Annotated in this window: 14 protein-coding genes; 1 reads left to right on the plus strand and 13 read right to left on the minus strand. The window is 64.4% G+C overall.

The window, feature by feature from the left end; translation table 11 throughout:
* Positions 1-161: 161 nt before the first annotated feature.
* From odhB to mdh, 5 genes are read right to left on the minus strand one after another with little or no spacing between them, the layout of a single operon-like run.
* A complete protein-coding gene (gene odhB, locus LZ536_RS05255) occupies positions 162-1,475 on the minus strand; it encodes a 2-oxoglutarate dehydrogenase complex dihydrolipoyllysine-residue succinyltransferase (RefSeq protein WP_249847242.1) in 1,314 nt (437 codons plus the stop codon).
* Positions 1,476-1,489: 14 nt separating this feature from the next.
* Complete coding sequence (locus tag LZ536_RS05260; protein ID WP_249847243.1) at positions 1,490-4,276, minus strand: 2-oxoglutarate dehydrogenase E1 component; 2,787 nt, start codon at positions 4,274-4,276, stop codon at positions 1,490-1,492.
* A gap of 57 nt (positions 4,277-4,333) precedes the next feature.
* Positions 4,334-4,621, minus strand: coding sequence for a GIY-YIG nuclease family protein (locus tag LZ536_RS05265; protein ID WP_283938388.1), 288 nt, complete (start codon positions 4,619-4,621; stop codon positions 4,334-4,336).
* A 58-nt stretch (positions 4,622-4,679) separates the two neighbouring features.
* Positions 4,680-5,564, minus strand: a complete 885-nt coding sequence (sucD, locus tag LZ536_RS05270) for a succinate--CoA ligase subunit alpha (protein WP_249847244.1) — start codon at positions 5,562-5,564, stop codon at positions 4,680-4,682.
* On the minus strand, positions 5,561-6,523 hold the full coding sequence (mdh, locus tag LZ536_RS05275; RefSeq protein WP_249847245.1) for a malate dehydrogenase: 963 nt from the start codon (positions 6,521-6,523) through the stop codon (positions 5,561-5,563). The genes sucD and mdh overlap by 4 nt, the downstream gene beginning before the upstream one ends.
* A gap of 153 nt (positions 6,524-6,676) precedes the next feature.
* Here mdh and LZ536_RS05280 point away from each other — a divergent pair, with 153 nt between their 5' ends.
* Positions 6,677-7,078: a hypothetical protein gene (locus tag LZ536_RS05280; RefSeq protein WP_249847246.1), complete on the plus strand. Its 402-nt coding sequence runs from the start codon at positions 6,677-6,679 to the stop codon at positions 7,076-7,078.
* Positions 7,079-7,089: 11 nt separating this feature from the next.
* Here LZ536_RS05280 and LZ536_RS05285 read toward each other — a convergent pair whose 3' ends face one another.
* The 8 genes from LZ536_RS05285 to LZ536_RS05320 all read right to left on the minus strand — a co-directional run bounded on the left by LZ536_RS05285 (position 7,090) and on the right by LZ536_RS05320 (position 16,052).
* Positions 7,090-7,464: a VOC family protein gene (locus LZ536_RS05285; RefSeq protein ID WP_249847247.1), complete on the minus strand. Its 375-nt coding sequence runs from the start codon at positions 7,462-7,464 to the stop codon at positions 7,090-7,092.
* 60 nt (positions 7,465-7,524) lie between these two features.
* Positions 7,525-8,961 (minus strand): M20/M25/M40 family metallo-hydrolase, encoded by a 1,437-nt coding sequence (locus LZ536_RS05290; protein WP_249848563.1) that lies wholly within the window; start codon positions 8,959-8,961, stop codon positions 7,525-7,527.
* Positions 8,962-8,978: 17 nt separating this feature from the next.
* Positions 8,979-10,409: a M20/M25/M40 family metallo-hydrolase gene (locus tag LZ536_RS05295; protein WP_249847248.1), complete on the minus strand. Its 1,431-nt coding sequence runs from the start codon at positions 10,407-10,409 to the stop codon at positions 8,979-8,981.
* 34 nt (positions 10,410-10,443) lie between these two features.
* Complete coding sequence (gene zapE / locus LZ536_RS05300) at positions 10,444-11,550, minus strand: cell division protein ZapE (RefSeq protein ID WP_249848564.1); 1,107 nt, start codon at positions 11,548-11,550, stop codon at positions 10,444-10,446.
* Positions 11,534-12,025, minus strand: a complete 492-nt coding sequence (locus LZ536_RS05305) for a PaaI family thioesterase (RefSeq protein WP_249847249.1) — start codon at positions 12,023-12,025, stop codon at positions 11,534-11,536. The genes zapE and LZ536_RS05305 overlap by 17 nt, the downstream gene beginning before the upstream one ends.
* A gap of 51 nt (positions 12,026-12,076) precedes the next feature.
* Positions 12,077-12,859: a succinate dehydrogenase iron-sulfur subunit gene (locus tag LZ536_RS05310; RefSeq protein WP_249847250.1), complete on the minus strand. Its 783-nt coding sequence runs from the start codon at positions 12,857-12,859 to the stop codon at positions 12,077-12,079.
* Positions 12,860-12,921: 62 nt separating this feature from the next.
* Complete coding sequence (locus LZ536_RS05315; protein ID WP_249847251.1) at positions 12,922-13,380, minus strand: peroxiredoxin; 459 nt, start codon at positions 13,378-13,380, stop codon at positions 12,922-12,924.
* A complete protein-coding gene (locus LZ536_RS05320; protein WP_249847252.1) occupies positions 13,377-16,052 on the minus strand; it encodes a bifunctional [glutamine synthetase] adenylyltransferase/[glutamine synthetase]-adenylyl-L-tyrosine phosphorylase in 2,676 nt (891 codons plus the stop codon). Before LZ536_RS05320 ends, LZ536_RS05315 begins: the two co-directional genes overlap by 4 nt.
* Positions 16,053-16,082 lie beyond the last annotated feature (30 nt).

A 16,082-nucleotide genomic window follows, 5' to 3' on the forward strand; every position in this document is an offset into this window, starting at 1 on the left:
CACAAGGCTCTTAAGCACCAAGATCGAGAGTTTCGCATATCCGTGTTCTAGAATGACCTCCCTTGCGAATTCGCGCTCTTGAAACCACTCAAATGCCGTGATGGCGAAACCGGCAACAGTTCCTGAGATGATTGCCCATTCAAGCGCGAACAATGAGGGCATTACAGATCGATCAGCAGGCGCGTCGGGTCCTCGATCGCTTCCTTGACGCGGACGAGGAAGGTGACCGCCTCGCGGCCGTCGATCAGGCGGTGATCGTAGGACAGTGCAAGGTACATCATCGGGCGGATGACGACCTGACCGTCCTTGGCGACCGGACGCTCCTCGATCCGGTGCATGCCGAGCACGGCCGACTGCGGCGGGTTGATGATCGGTGTCGACAAGAGCGAGCCGAAGACGCCGCCATTGGAGATGGTGAAGGTGCCGCCGGACATTTCGTCCATGGTCAGCGTGCCTTCCTTCGCCTTCTTGCCGTAGGCCGCGATCGATTTCTCGATTTCGGCGAAACTCATGGCGTCGGCGTTGCGGATGACCGGAACGACGAGGCCCTTGGGCGCGGAGACGGCGACCGAGACGTCGAGATAGTCATGGTAGACGATCTCGTCGCCCTGGATGCTGGCATTGACCGAGGGCACGTCGCGGGCAGCGAGCGCGCAGGCCTTCACGAAGAAGCCCATGAAGCCGAGGCGGATGCCGTGCTTCTTCTCGAACAAGTCCTTGTAGCGGGCCCGCGCGTCGATCACGGCCGACATATCGACGTCGTTGAAAGTGGTCAGGAGCGCAGCGGTGTTCTGCGCGTCCTTGAGGCGGGCCGCGATGGTCTGGCGCAGCCGCGACATCTTGACGCGCTCTTCGTTTCTGCTCCCCGGCGAAGGCCGGGGCCCAGGAGACGGAGTCTGCTGTGCTTCAGCGGCGGGAGCTTTCGCCTGCGGCGCCTGGGCCCCGGCCTGCGCCGGGGAACGGGCTTCGGGCTCGTGAACGGGTGCCATCTTTGCCTGCGCCGCGGCGAGGACATCGTCCTTGGTAATGCGGCCGTCCTTGCCGGTGCCATTGATCTGCGAAGGGTCGACGTGGTGCTCCAGAACCGCGCGGCGCACCGCCGGCGAGAGGGTCAGATCGGCATGCTCATCCGTCGGCGCGTGAGCATCTTCGCGCGGAAGCGGCGTTTCGGCGGGGCCCGGCGGGTTGGTAGAAGCATCGGCGACTTCCTTGGCCGGAGCGGCGACGGCTGCACCGCCACCTTCGCCCACGCGGGCAATGACTGCGCCGACTTCGACGGTATCGCCTTCCTTGACCAATTGCTCGGCAAGCGTGCCGGCGACCGGGGCATTGACCTCGACCGAGACCTTGTCGGTTTCAAGGCTGGCGATGGGTTCATCGGCGGCGACCGTATCGCCCGGCTGCTTGAGCCATTGGCCAAGCGTCGCCTCGGTGATCGATTCTCCAAGCGCCGGAACTTTGACGTCGGTCGACATGCGCTTCCTTCTTGCTAGCTGGCTTTGGCTTGCTGCTGCGGCTGGCCCGTATGGCCGAGCGCCGAAGCAATCAAGGCCGCCTGCTCGGCGGCGTGGCGCTTGGCGAGGCCGGTGGCCGGCGATGCCGAGGCTTCGCGGCCCGCGTAGCGCGGCCGCAGCAAATGACCGGCCTCGTTCAAGCAATTCTCAATCAGGCTTTCGACGAAGAACCAGCAGCCGTTGTTGCGCGGCTCTTCCTGCGCCCAAACCAGTTCTTCGAGCTGGGTCATCGCCTTCAGGCGCTTGACCAACGGCTCCGACGGGAACGGATAAATCTGCTCGATGCGGATGATCTCGGTGCCGTTTGCACCCGCCTTGTCGCGCGCTTCCAGCAACTCGTAGGCGAGCTTGCCGGTGCAGAGGACAAGCCGCTTGGTCGTTCCCTCTGCCGGCGGCGTCGGGTCGGAAATGATGCGGCGGAAATGGCTGTCGCCAGTGAAGTCGGCGCGGCTCGACACCGCCATCTTGTGCCGGAGCAGCGACTTCGGCGTCATGATGACCAGCGGCTTGCGGAAGTCACGGCGCATCTGGCGGCGCAACAGGTGGAAATAGTTGGCCGGCGTGGTGCAGTTGGCGACCTGCATATTGTCCTCGGCGCAAAGCTGCAGGTAGCGTTCGAGGCGGGCGGAACTATGTTCCGGCCCCTGCCCTTCGAAGCCGTGCGGCAACAGCAGGACAAGGCCGCTGGCGCGCAGCCACTTGGCCTCGCCCGCGGCGATGAACTGGTCGATCATCACCTGGGCGCCATTGGCAAAATCGCCGAACTGCGCTTCCCAGAGAACGAGGGTACGCGGATCGGCGAGCGAATAGCCGTATTCGAAGCCGAGCACGCCGAATTCGGACAGCGGACTGTCGCGCACTTCGAAGATGCCGCCGCCCTCGATGGTGGTCAGCGGCACATATTTGTGGCCATCGCTCTGGTCGACCCAGACGGCGTGGCGCTGGCTGAAGGTGCCGCGGCCTGAATCCTGACCCGACAGGCGGACGCAATTGCCCTCCGCGACCAACGAACCGAAAGCCAAGGCCTCGCCGGTCGCCCAGTCGATACCCTCGCCGCTCTCCAGCGCCTGCTTCTTGGCTTCGAGGATGCGGCCCAGGGTCTTGTGGATCGCGAGCCCTTCGGGGACGGTCGTCAGCACCTTTGTCAGGCTGTCAAACTCGCCCTCGTCCAGCGCCGTTACGGTGTTGCGGCGAGCCATGACCGGCTCGTCGGGTTTGCCGAGGCCCGCCCAGCGGCCTTCGAACCAGTCGGCCTTGTTGGGCAAATAGCTGGAGCCGGCTTCGAATTCCTGCTCGAGAAGCGCAGTGAAATCGCTGGTCAGCTTGTCGATGCCCGGCTGGTCGATGACACCTTCGGCGACCAACTTCTTGCCGTAGATCTCGCTGATCGGCGGGTGAGTCTTGATCGCGGCGTACATCAGCGGCTGGGTGAAGCTTGGCTCATCACCCTCGTTGTGGCCGAAGCGGCGGTAGCACCACATGTCGATAACGATGTCGCGGTTGAAGCACTGCCGGAACTCGATCGCCAGCTTGCAGCAGAAGGTGACCGCCTCGGGGTCGTCGCCGTTGACGTGCAGGATCGGCGCCTGGACCGACTTGGCGACGTCGGACGGATAGGGCGATGAACGGGCGAATTGGGGCGAGGTCGTGAAGCCGACCTGGTTGTTGATCACGAAATGGATCGTGCCGCCGGTCTCGTAGCCCGGAAGGCCGGAGAAGCCGAAGCATTCGGCGACAATGCCCTGGCCCGCGAAGGCCGCGTCACCGTGCAGGAGCATCGGCAGGACCGTGTCGCCTTCCCTGTCGCCCTTGTAAGTCTGGACCGCGCGGGCCTTGCCGAGGACGACAGGATCGACGGCCTCGAGGTGCGACGGGTTGGGCATCAGCGACAGATGGACGCTGACGCCGTCGAACTCACGGTCGCTGCTGGTGCCGAGGTGGTATTTGACGTCGCCCGACCCGCCGACATCCGCCGGGTTGGTGGCGCCGCCCGCAAACTCATGGAAGATGGCGCGGTAGGGCTTGCCCATGACGTTGGAGAGGACGTTGAGACGGCCGCGGTGGGCCATGCCGACGACGACCTCCTCGACGCCGGTGAGGCCGCCGTATTTGATGACAGCTTCCAGCGCCGGGATCATGGATTCGCCGCCGTCGAGGCCAAAGCGCTTGGTGCCGACGTACTTCCTGGCGAGGAATTTTTCCCACTGCTCGCCGTGGATGACCTTTTCGAGGATCGAGCGCTTGCCCTCGGGCGTGAACTGGACGGTTTCTTCCGCACCCTCGATCCGATCCTGGATGAAGCGCCGCTCCTCCAGGTCGTTAATGTGCATATATTCGAAGCCGATGTGGCCGCAGTAGGTCGACTGCAGGACGTCGACGATCTGGCGGATGCTCGCCTGCGCGAAGCCGAGCGCGCCGCCGATGTAGATCGGCCGGTCAAGATCGGTCGAGCCGAAGCCGTGGAACTCCGGCGTCAGGTCGGCCGGCAGCTCGCTGTGATGGAGGCCGAGCGGATCGAGCTTTGAAGCCAAATGCCCGCGCACGCGATAGGTGCGGATCAGCATCATCGCCCGAATGCTGTCGTCGGCGGCGCGGCGGACCGCGTCGGGATCGGCGCCGGCGGCCTGGGCCGCGGCCCTTGCCTTCTCGGCGACCACGGCGATCTCCGACTGCGTCGGGTCGAGGCCGGCATTCACCGGGTCGAGTTCGCTCACCGGCCAGTTCGGCCGTGTCCAGCTCGGTCCCGGTTCGAATTCGTGCATGCTCAACCTTCTTGTTCCCCGGCGGAAGCCGGGGTCCAGGCCCGGCGCGAGCCGGGGTCAGAATAAAGTCGGATAGAGATCATTCCATTCAAGGTTCGTTTCCTCGATCAGCCGAATCTTCCAACTTCGCTTCCATTCCTTCATCTGCAGTTCCCGCTGGCGCGCTTGCTGCAGATCGTCAAATGCTTCGAACCACACCAGCAGCTTGCAGCCATGCTGCCTCGTGAAACCATCGATCCGGCCTTCGCGGTGAGCATATGCCCGGCCAATTAGATCACTGGTAACACCGATGTAGATCGTCCCATTTTTCTGGCTGGCCATGATGTAAACGTAGCCAGCCTTCATTCGTCCTCCGTTACAAAAGCCCTTCGGGCTCCTGGGCCCCGGCCTTCGCCGGGGAACATTAGCCTTTCAGCAGGGCGCTCAGCGTCGTGCCCAATTCAGATGGGCTCGGGGAAACGCGAATTTCAGCCGCTTCCATGGCGGCGATCTTGGACTCGGCATCGCCCTTGCCGCCCGAAACGATGGCGCCGGCATGGCCCATGCGGCGGCCCGGAGGCGCGGTGCGGCCGGCGATGAATCCGACGGTCGGCTTCCAGCGGCCCTTCTTCTTCTCGTCGGCGAGGAACTGGGCGGCGTCCTCTTCCGCACTGCCGCCGATCTCGCCGATCATGATGATCGACTTGGTCGCGTCGTCGGCGAGGAACATCTCCAGCATGTCGATGAACTCGGTGCCCTTGACCGGATCGCCGCCGATGCCGACAGCGGTGGTTTGGCCGAGGCCTTCGTTGGTCGTCTGGAAGACCGCTTCGTAGGTGAGCGTGCCGGAACGCGAGACGACGCCGACGCTGCCCTTCTTGAAGATGTTGCCCGGCATGATGCCGATCTTGCATTCCTCAGGCGTCAGCACGCCGGGGCAGTTGGGGCCAATGAGGCGCGACTTGGAGCCGTCGAGCGCACGCTTGACCTTGACCATGTCGAGGACCGGAACGCCCTCGGTGATGGCGACGATCAGCGGCACTTCGGCGTCGATGGCTTCGAGGATCGAATCCGCGGCGAAGGGCGGCGGGACGTAGATGACAGAGGCGGTGGCGCCGGTCTTGGCGACTGCTTCGTGCACCGTGTCGTAGACCGGCAAATCGAGGTGGGTCGTGCCGCCCTTCCCCGGAGTGACGCCGGCGACCATCTGCGTGCCGTAGGCCAGCGCCTGCTGCGTGTGGAAGGTGCCGGTTTCACCCGTCATGCCCTGGGTGATGACCTTGGTGTTGCGGTCGACGAGGATGCTCATGCCAGCGACCCGTCAATCTGCTTGCAGGCGACGAGCAGTTCCTTGACCGCATCGACGCTGACCTGGAGGTTCTTCTTCGCTTCCGCGTCGAGGTTGATCTCGACAATCTCTTCAACGCCGTTGGCGCCGATGACGGTCGGGACGCCGACGTAGAGGCCGTCGAGGCCGTACTTGCCGTCGACATAGACGGCGCACGGCAGGATGCGCTTCTGGTCGCCGAGATAGGCCTCGGCCATCGCAATCGCGCTGGTGGCAGGCGCGTAATAGGCCGAGCCCGTCTTCAAGAGCGCGACGATCTCGCCGCCGCCGCCGCGCGTGCGGGTTACGATCTCGTCGATCCGCTGTTTGGTGGATTTGCCCATCTTGACCAGGTCGTCCACCGGGATGCCCGAGACGGTCGTGTAGCTGGTGACCGGGACCATGGTGTCGCCGTGGCCGCCGAGGACAAAGGCGTTCACGTCCTTGACCGAGACGCCGAATTCCTGCGCCAGGAAGGTCGCGAAGCGGGCGCTGTCGAGGACGCCGGCCATGCCGACCACCTTGTTATGCGGCAGGCCGGAGAATTCGCGCAGGGCCCAGACCATGGCGTCGAGCGGGTTGGTGATGCAGATGACGAAGGCGTCGGGGGCATGGCTCTTGATGCCCTCGCCGACCGTCTTCATGACCTTGAGGTTGATGCCCAGCAAGTCGTCGCGGCTCATGCCTGGCTTACGCGGCACGCCCGCGGTGACGATGATGACATCGGCACCGGCGATGTCGGCATAGTCGTTGGTGCCCTTGATATTGGCGTCGAAGCCTTCGATCGGGCCGCACTGAGAAAGGTCGAGAGCCTTGCCCTGCGGAATGCCCTCGGCGATGTCGAACAGGACGATGTCGCCCATTTCCTTCTTCGCGGCGAGGTGAGCGAGGGTGCCGCCGATCATTCCGGCGCCGATGAGGGCGATCTTCTTGCGAGCCATGGGCTGGGCTGCTGCCTTTCTTCAAACGGTCTGGAGCCGCGCGGGGACGCGGATTTCGCGGGCGCTCTAGACCGTGAAGCCGGATGCATCAACCGCCTAGCCAAAGCCGCGTCATTTGGCGTTCAGGCGCCTTCCGCGATATTATCCGGCATTATGAAACAGCTTATTCTCCTCGCGGGCGCAGCGGCGCTCGTCTCCGCCGCCCCGGCACTGGCCCAAGGGCATGGACACGGTAACGGCAAGGGCAAGGGCAACGTTCATCCCTATGGCGTGAACGGCCCCGTGGGCTACGGCGTTGGCGGCTGCCCGCCGGGCCTTGCCAAGAAGAACAATGGCTGCCTGCCGCCGGGCCAGGCGAAGAAGCTCTATGGCGTCGGCCAGCGCTATCCGCTCGGATACGGCAATGCCTGGACCTATAACCAGATCCCGTACGACATCCGGACCCATTACGGGCTCAGCCCAAACTACAATTATTATTACGGCGACGGCTATGTTTACCGCGTCGATCCGGCAACCATGCTGATCAGCCAGGTCGTCAGCGCCATCATTCACTAGGGATCCTGGCGTCAGGCCTCTTCGATGAGGCTGAGGATGTTGCCGTCCGGGTCCTTGAACCAGGCGGTCTTCATGCCCTCGCCGACGTAAAGGTCGCCTCGCGGTTCAAGACCGGGGAGGTCGTACTTCTCGAAGAAAACGCCTTTGTCCTTCAAGGTCGCGACCTCTTCCTCGATATCGTCGACGTCGAAGTTGAGGGCGGTCGCCTTGTTGGTGCCGGCGAACTCGGACCTATAGACGTTGACGAGGGTGTCGCCGCTCTCGAGCGTGAAACCCTCGCCCCATTCATCCTTGGTCTTGAGGCCCAAGGTCTCCTCATAAAACCTGCGGGCGCGGTCGACATCGCTGACAGCGATCATCGGGGTTGCGTCTGATTTGCCGAGCATGGTCTTGCCTCCTCCATTGCCCGGTGACGAACGGGCGGGAAGCAAGCCGCGTTCCTCGGCTTACCGCCCGGCAAGCTCCTTCAGCACGATCTCCCAATGGACGACGTCGTCGTACATGGCGCGAACGGGGACGCGTTCGTCGAGGCCGTGGGCGCGCTCGTCATCGGGCGAGATGCCCCAGCTGCCGTCGACGTCATAGACAGGCATTCCCTTCGCGCGGAAGAATGAACCGTCACTGGCGCCAGTCGCCAGGATCGGAATGATTTCCATCTTCGGGCCATGGATGAAGGTGATCGCCTTGGTTACGGCGTTGACGACGTCAGGCCGAAGCGGCGAGGCCGGAGACGATTGTCCGAGGAAAGACGGGTCCATGGTCACCTGGACCTTGGGGCCGGCAAGTTGCTGGAGCTCGGCCTGCACCGTCTGGGTGTCGACACCCGGGAAGATGCGGCAGTTGACGGTCGCCTTTGCGGTCTGTGGCAGCGCGTTGTCGGCATGGCCGCCTTCGAGCATCGTCGCGACGCAACGGGTGCGCGTGTGGCCGACCTCCAAATCATTGGCCTCGACAGCGTCGGCGGCGGCGCCGTCATTCGGATTGGCCAGCCAGGCGCGAATGGCGTTGCCGAGGGAATTATTGCCCTCCTGCTTCGCGCGAGCCTCGAAATAGGCGCGCGAAACCTCGTTCATCATCGGCTGGAAGCGATGCGCCTGCAGGGCCTTCAGCGCGTCGGCAAGCTCGTAAATGGCGTTGTCGGGACGCGGCCGCGAGCTGTGGCCGCCGGGATTATGGGTGGTGAAGAAATAGGTCTGGAAGGTCTTCTCGGCCATGGAAATTGCGCAGTTGAGCGGCCGGCCGTCACGGTTGTAACCGGCGCAACCGCCATCGGCGTTGAGGCCGAACTCGGCATCGGTCAGGCTACGCCATTCCGAGGCTCCGAGCTTGGCGCCATTGCCCATGGTTTCCTCGTCACCGGTGAAGAAGAGGATGATGTCGCGGTCGGGCTTGAACCCTGACTCGCGCAGCTTGATGACGGCCATCGTCGTCGCGACGATGCCGTTCTTCATGTCCGAGGAACCGCGGCCGAGGAAGTAGCCACCCTCTTCGCGGAAGACGAAGGGATCGAAGGTCCAGTCGCTGCGCTTGGCTTCGACCACGTCCATGTGGCCGAGGATAAGGATCGGCTTCTTGGTCGGCTTGTCGGCCCGCCAGCGGGCAATCAGCGCCGCGGTCTTGTCGCCCGGCAACGCCTCATAAGGCTTGATCTGGATGTCGGCATCGGACCAGCCGGCGGCTTTCAATTGGTCGGCGAGCAGCGCCGCCATCTTCGGCACCTCGCCGCGATTATGGACGGTCGGGATTTCGATGACCTGCTTGAAGAGTGCACGCGTCTTTGCCTGCCATGCCGGTTCAAGCTTGCTCGGTACCGTCAGCGGGCTTGGCGCGGCGAGCGCCGGGGCGGCGAGGCAAGCGAGCAGGATAGCGGCGATGGGGCGCATGGACTTCAACTTTCTTCTCACTTGCCGGCGAGCTCGCGCAGCAGGATCTGCCAGTGGACGACGTTGTCATAGAGCGACTTGACGGGGAGCCGCTCGTCTTTCCCGTGAGCGCGATTGTCGATCGGCGTTACCGTCCAGCCGCCATTGGTGCCGTAGATAGGAATGCCTGCCACCCGGAATGGCCGCGCATCGCTGGCCCCCGTCGACATTTCCGGGAAAACCGGTTGGCCTGGATGCAAAGCGTGGACTGCCTTCGTGTAGGCCGCGACGACATCCGGACGCAGCGGCGAGGCCAAGGAGGCCTTCTGCTCGTCATTTCGGGTCACCACGACTTCCGGATTGGCAACAATGCGCTCCAGCTCGGCCTTGACCGCATCCGGCTCCACGCCCGGGAAGATGCGGCAGTTGATCATCGCCGTCGCCAATTGCGGCAAGGCGTTGTCGGCGTGGCCGGCGAACAGCCGGGTCGGCACGCAGCGCGTGCGCGTCAGCCCCACCTCGGTCTCGCTGGCCTCGATCGCATCGGGGGCCGCCGTATCGTTCGGGTTGGTGAGCCAGGCGCGCATCGCATCTCCGAGCGGGCCCTTCTCAAGCTTCTGCCGCCCGTCGAAATAGGCGCGCGTCGTCTCGTTCAGCATCGGTGTGAAGCGATAGGCCTCGATCTTGTCCAGCGCGTGCGCCAGCGTGAAAATCGCATTGTCCTTGCGTGGCTTCGAGGAATGGCCGCCGCGGTTGCGCACGGTCAGCGTGTAGCCCGCGTAGGTCTTCTCGGCGGCTTGCATCGTGAAGCCCGCAGGCGAGCCGTCGGTGTTGACGCTGCCGCCGCCGCCATCGGCGTTGAGGCCGAATTCCGGCTGGCCCAGCAGGTCGAGCCATAGCGAGGAACCATTCTTGGCACCGATGCCGTTGGTTTCCTCGTCGCCGGTGAAGAGGACGACGATGTCACGCTTCGGCTTAAAGCCGGCGGCCTTGAGGTTGATCATCGCCTGGGTGATGCCGACGATGCCGTCCTTCATGTCGGTGGTGCCGCGGCCGTAATAATAGCCGTCCTGCTCCGTCATCACGAACGGATCGGTGGTCGAATCCTCTCGCTTCGCCTCGACCACGTCCATGTGCCCCATCAGCATGATCGGCTTGAGCTTGGAATTGCCGGGCGCCCGCCAGCGAACGATCAAGGCGGCGGTGTCGTCTTCACCGGTCGTCGCGCTGCTTGTGTGATAGGGCAGAACGTGGACGTCGTCCTTCGGAAAGCCGGCGGCAAGGAATTGGTCGGCGACATATTGCGCCATGTCCGGAACCTTGTGCCGACCGATCACGGTCGGTGTGTTGATGACATGCTCGAACATGTCGTGCGTCGCCGTGCGCTGGGCCGGCGTCAGTCCGGGTGTCGCGGGCGCCGCAAGGGCCGATGTGCCCAAGGCAAGAACAAGTACGGCCAATCGATGCATGTGAACTTCCTCCCCGGCAGATGCGGGCGGGACGCTAGGCGGCCCCGTGGCCCACCGCAAGATAGTCGGCGCTGCGCATTTCCTCGAGCCGGCTGACGGTGCGCTGGAACTCGAAATTTCCGTCTCCCTGCGGGTAGAGCCCTTCCGGCGCTGCGTCCGCAGCGGCGAGCAGCTTGACCTTATGCTCATAGAGGGCGTCGATCAGGGTCACGAAGCGTGCCGCCTCGTTGCGCATTTCGCGCGTCATGACCGGGATGCCGACGATGATGACGGTGTGGAAGCGGCGGGCGATGGCGAGATAGTCGGGTGCCCCACGCGCCTCTCCACAAAGGCGCTTGAAGGAGAAGACCGCGACGCCCTTGAGGCTCTTTGGGACATGGAGTGTGCGCCCGCCCCCGACGTCAAGTTCCTCAGTGGGGACTTTGGCGCGGTCCTCGACCGGGTAATCGGTCAATTGGAAAAAGGCGCGGCTGAGCGCCGCAGTGGCCTCGGGTCCGTTCGGCACGTGCCAGGTCTGGACGCCCTCCAGTCGGTCGAGCCGATAATCGGTGGGGCCGCTCAGCGACACGACCTTCATGCGTTGCTCGATCAGCGCGATGAACGGCAGGAAGAGCTGGCGGTTGAGGCCGTCCTTGTAGAGGTCCTGCGGCGGCCGGTTGCTGGTGGTGACGATGCCGACGCCAGCATCGATTAAGGCGGTGAAGAGCCGGCTCATGATCATCGCGTCGGCAGGGTTGGTGACCATCATTTCGTCGAACGCAAGGAACCTGAGGTCGCGGGCGATATCTTCGGCGATGTGGATGACCGGGTCGCCTTCCTGCGTCTTGCGGGCGTCCCGCAGCCGCTCGTGGACCTCGAGCATGAAGGCATGGAAGTGGGCCCGGCGCTTGGGCGCGGCGTCGATGGAGTCGAAAGCGAGCTCCATCAGCATCGACTTGCCGCGACCCACCCCGCCCCAGAGATAAACGCCGCACGGCACAGGCGTTTCGCGGCCGAACAGGCGGGACAGGAAGCCGGTCCGAGTATTCCCAAGATCGCCGGCGAGCCGGTCGAGCGCAGCGACCGCACGTTCCTGGTCCGCATCGGGTTTCAGCTCGCCGGCCGCGACCAGCGCGGCATAGGCCTTACCGACGGGCCCCATCGTCATCCAATGCCGGTCCGTTGCGGCGCGTCACCTTCTTGAGCGTACCGGTAAAGCTGTAGCAGGGCTCGCCATCCTGGACGACGACGCCCTGCAGGAACACCAGGCTGCGTGTTTGCTTGACGAGATCGACCTGCGCATCGAGTGGAACGCCGGTCTCGCCGCGAGCGAGGAAGTGCGTCGTCAGGTCGAGCGTGACATAATGCCCTTCGGCCATGCCCGCGCAGCGGCCGCCGGCAAACAAGGCCATGTCGATGAAGCTCATCACAGCGCCGCCGTGAATCGAGCCGCCCATGTTCATATGCGCTTCGGTCGGGAACATTCGGACTTCGCCGCGCCCTTTCCCCGCTGGCCGGAACAATAACCTGCCGGTGGCGGACGCGAACGAGCTACGCGGAAAGTCCCCCCAGCTGAACCAGCCCGGATGATCGGGGTCCGGCTGCGCTCCGGTCGGTTGGCGGACCTGGTCTGTCATGACAGCAGCGCTATGGCCTTAGGTGGCTCTACGCAACCGACTTGATTGGGCCTAGGCGGCGCGCTCCGCCACCAGCTTCTTGGTCTCGGCAATCGCCTTGGCGGGGTTGAGGCCCTTCGGGCAGACGTTCGCGCAATTCATGATCGTGTGGCAGCGGTAGAGGCGGAACGGGTCCTCGAGCTGGTCGAGCCGCTCGCCGGTCATTTCGTCGCGGCTGTCGGCCAGCCAGCGATAGGCCTGGAGCAGGATGGCCGGCCCCAGGAAGCGGTCGCCGTTCCACCAATAGCTGGGGCAGCTGGTCTGGCAGCAGAAGCAGAGAATGCATTCGTAAAGCCCATCGAGCTTATGGCGGGCCTCCGGCGACTGCAGCCGTTCCTTGCCCGAGGGTTCGGGCGTCACCGTTTTCAGCCAGGGCTGGATCGAGGCGAGCTGCGCATAGGCATGGGTGAGGTCGGGCACCAGGTCCTTGACGACGTCCATGTGCGGCAGCGGGGTGATCTGCACCTCGCCCTTGATGTCCTCGATCGCGGTCGTGCAGGCGAGGCCGTTGCGGCCGTCCATGTTCATCGAACAGGAGCCGCAAATGCCCTCGCGGCAGGAGCGGCGGAAGGTCAGGGTCGGGTCGATCTCGTTCTTGATCTTGATGAGCGCGTCGAGGACCATCGGCCCGCACTTGTCGAGGTCGATCGTATAGGTGTCGTAGCGCGGGTTGGCACTGGTTTCCGGATCGTAGCGATAGATTTTGAAGCGCTTCTGGCGCTTGCCTTCCTCGGCCTTGTAGGTGCGGCCCTTGCGGCTGATCTTGCTGTTCTTTGGAAGGGTGAACTCAGCCACGACGGCTCCTCGGCTCCAGTGTTGTGGGAGCCGCTACCACCGCGACTCCCCGATGTTCAAGCTTAGAGGGCCTTGACGGCCTTCAGCACCTCGGCGGCATGGCCGGGGACTTTGACCTTGCGCCATGCCCTGGCGACCTTGCCATCCTTGCCGATCAGAAAGGTCGAGCGCTCCATCCCCATATATTTGCGGCCGTACATGGACTTTTCGACCCAGGTGCCGAACGCATCCGAAATGCGGCCCTCCTCGTCGGAGGCGAGCGGCACCTTGAGGTCGTATTTGGCGATGAATTTATCGTGCTTTTTCATCGGGTCGCGTGAAACGCCGACGATCCTGGCGCCGGCCTCGGCGAAGTCGCCGGCCAGCTCGGTGAAGTCCTGCGCTTCCTTGGTGCATCCCGAAGTGTCGTCCTTGGGATAAAAATAGAGGACGAGCGGCGCGCCCGGGGAGGCGAGGTTGACGGCCGAGCCGTCGCTGGCGTTGACGTCAATGTTGGGGGCCTTGTCGCCTTCGTTGATCATGCCTCGCCTTCCTTGATGCGATTCCACAGTGCCGCGATCCTTTGCCGCGCCTCGTCGTGGGCGGCAAGCAGCGCATCCCAGTCCGGGTAACCGCAGACTTCGGCGACCAGCGGGCGAGACTCCGGCGGTGGCACGCTGCCGTCCGGCGCGACCAGGCGCATGGTGACGAGGATGCGGGAAAGCAGGCGGAGGTCAGCGTCGGCCCGCATGGTTATATGGCCGGCCTCAAGCAGCGGTGCCATCGCAAATTCGAGACGCGGGTCGAAGCCGGTGCGGTGGGTCAGCTGCAGGACGTGGACGGCAAATTCGAGATCGACCAACCCACCTGGGCCGAGCTTGATATCGAGCGGGCCGGACGGAGGCTTATGTTTCGCCATGTCGAGGCGCATTTTGGCGGCGTCTGCGCGGACCTTCGCCGGATCGCGCTTCATGCCGAGCACGGTAAGGATGGCGTCCTTGAGTTTGGCCCGCCCCGCGTCCGAGCCATGGACAGGGCGCGCTCGGAGGAGCGCCATATGCTCCCAGGTCCAGGCTTCGTCGCGCTGGTAGGCCAAAAAGGCATCCATGCGGACGGCCATCATGCCTTCCGCACCCTGCGGCCTCAGCCGCGTATCGACGTCGTAGAGAGGGCCGGACGCCGTGGGCACCGAGAGCGCTGCGACAATGCGGCGAGCGAGGCGGTTGTAATAGTCGGTTGCGCTGAGCGGCTTCTTGCCATCGGAACTGCTGCCTTCCGGGGCGTCGAAGATGAAGATGAGATCGAGGTCGGAAGCGTGGGTAAGAGCCCTGCCGCCGAGGCGGCCGAGGCCAAGGATCAACAGTTCACCGCCGGCGACGGTGCCATGCAGCTGCTCGAACTCGCGGGTTGCGGCGGCGGCGAGCGCCTGGATCGCGCCCTCTGCAACATCGGCATAGCCCATCATGATGTCGAGCGGGTCGCGGTGCTTGAGGATCAGCTGCACCCCGAACGCAAAGCGACGCTCGTTGACGAGGCGGCGGACGCGGTCGAGCTGCTGGTCGTAATCGTCGCCTGAATGGCGCAGCTTTCGTGCGAACTCCGCTGGCTCAGGGGGCGCGGCAAAGCTGGATGCATCGATCAGCCCGTCGAACAGAACCGGACGGCGTGCGAGCTGGTCAGCCAGGACGGGCGCATGCGCCAGGATCAACGACAGCATGTCGGCCAGGGGCGCTTGCGCCTGCAGCAGGCGGAACAGGTTCACACCGCTCGACAGCCGCTCGATAATGTCGCTGAACCGGTTGAGCGCGTGGGTTGGGTCGGGGCCATGGGCGATGGCGCGGAGCATGACCGGGAGCATCGCCTCGAACGCCCGGCGGGCGGCGGGGGAGCGCAACGATCGAACGTCGCCGGCACGCCATTCGGCGATGCGCTTGAGCGGCTGCTGCGTGTCCTTGAAGCCGAGTTCCTTGAGCTCGCCCTCAAGAATATCGCGGTCGTTGGAGAGAAGCGCACCGCGGTCGCCGGCAAGTTCGTCAAATCGGGTACCGACGAAATCGACGTACGGCTGCAGTGAAGCGATGAGCGCGCCGCCGTCCGGCAGGCCGTCGAGCCGTGCAACTGCGTCGAGGCCTCTAGGGTCCAGCGGTAGCCGGTGAGTCTGCTGGTCGGCGATCATCTGGATCCGATGCTCGACGGTCCGCATACGGCGGTAGGCCGCGGCGAACCCTTCCGCGACTTGAGCCTCGAGACGGCCTTCGAACGCCAGGGCCGACAGTGCGTCGAGCGTTGCCGGCGTGCGCAATGATGGCTCGCGACCGCCGTGGATCAGCTGCTGGACCTGCGTGAAGAATTCGGCCTCGCGGATGCCCCCGCGGCCGCGTTTCAGGTCGAATCCCGGGCCAAAGGCCTGGCCCTGCGCATAATGGTCGCGGATACGGATGCTGATGTCCCGAATCTCGTCGATGGCGCCGAAATCGAGCGCGCGGCGCCAGATGAAGGGCTGGATTTCGGCCAGGAAGCGCTCGCCGAGCGCTTTGTCGCCGGCAGCGGCGCGGGCGCGAATGAAAGCGGCCCGCTCCCACGGCAGGGCTTGCGATTCATAATAGGAGATCGCGGCAGCAACCGGGAGTGCGATCGGCGTTACCTCGGGCGACGGACGCAGCCGCATATCCACGCGGGCCACATAGCCATGTTCGGTACGCTGCTGGAGCAGTTCCACCATTCGGCGAGCGACCCGGACTGCGGCTTCCCCCGGATCGTCGCGCTCGCGGCGCGGCAGTGTCGCGGGATCGAACAACAGGATGAGGTCGACGTCGGAGGAATAATTGAGCTCGTGGCTGCCGAGCTTGCCGAGGGCCAGGACGGTAAAGCCTTTTGCCTCGGCGCCGGGAACACGCTCTGAAATCGCCGTTGTCAGGGCACGGTCAATCGCTTGGTCAGCGAAGTCTGAGAGGATGCGGGTGACGTCCTCCAGGGGCAGCTCGCCGGCCAGATCGCCAAGCGCTACGGCCAATGCCAGGGCCGTTCTCCGACGCCGAAGCTCTTCGCCGACATCATTTCCCGCGAGGTTGAGCGCGAGAGGGACGACTGCCCGAGCGCCCTTTCCGACGAAAGCATCGGCAATGTCGGAAAATACCGACGCGGTCTCGCGCAGGAATGGCGAGCAGGCCAGCGCCCTTTGCAGCACTTCGCGTCGCTTGCCGATTGCGTCCATCAGGCAACGCTCTGCCCGATTTCGACGAAA

This window comes from Sphingomonas alba (assembly GCF_023516555.1).
Taxonomy (GTDB): Bacteria; Pseudomonadota; Alphaproteobacteria; order Sphingomonadales; family Sphingomonadaceae; genus Sphingomicrobium; species Sphingomicrobium album.

Coding starts and splice junctions, on each gene's coding strand:
- odhB (WP_249847242.1), bottom strand. CDS start 1,475: ATGTCGACCGACGTCAAAGTTCCGGCGCTTGGAGAATCGATCACCGAG.
- LZ536_RS05260 (WP_249847243.1), bottom strand. CDS start 4,276: ATGCACGAATTCGAACCGGGACCGAGCTGGACACGGCCGAACTGGCCG.
- LZ536_RS05265 (WP_283938388.1), bottom strand. CDS start 4,621: ATGAAGGCTGGCTACGTTTACATCATGGCCAGCCAGAAAAATGGGACG.
- sucD (WP_249847244.1), bottom strand. CDS start 5,564: ATGAGCATCCTCGTCGACCGCAACACCAAGGTCATCACCCAGGGCATG.
- mdh (WP_249847245.1), bottom strand. CDS start 6,523: ATGGCTCGCAAGAAGATCGCCCTCATCGGCGCCGGAATGATCGGCGGC.
- LZ536_RS05280 (WP_249847246.1), top strand. CDS start 6,677: ATGAAACAGCTTATTCTCCTCGCGGGCGCAGCGGCGCTCGTCTCCGCC.
- LZ536_RS05285 (WP_249847247.1), bottom strand. CDS start 7,464: ATGCTCGGCAAATCAGACGCAACCCCGATGATCGCTGTCAGCGATGTC.
- LZ536_RS05290 (WP_249848563.1), bottom strand. CDS start 8,961: ATGCGCCCCATCGCCGCTATCCTGCTCGCTTGCCTCGCCGCCCCGGCG.
- LZ536_RS05295 (WP_249847248.1), bottom strand. CDS start 10,409: ATGCATCGATTGGCCGTACTTGTTCTTGCCTTGGGCACATCGGCCCTT.
- zapE (WP_249848564.1), bottom strand. CDS start 11,550: ATGGGGCCCGTCGGTAAGGCCTATGCCGCGCTGGTCGCGGCCGGCGAG.
- LZ536_RS05305 (WP_249847249.1), bottom strand. CDS start 12,025: ATGACAGACCAGGTCCGCCAACCGACCGGAGCGCAGCCGGACCCCGAT.
- LZ536_RS05315 (WP_249847251.1), bottom strand. CDS start 13,380: ATGATCAACGAAGGCGACAAGGCCCCCAACATTGACGTCAACGCCAGC.
- LZ536_RS05320 (WP_249847252.1), bottom strand. CDS start 16,052: ATGGACGCAATCGGCAAGCGACGCGAAGTGCTGCAAAGGGCGCTGGCC.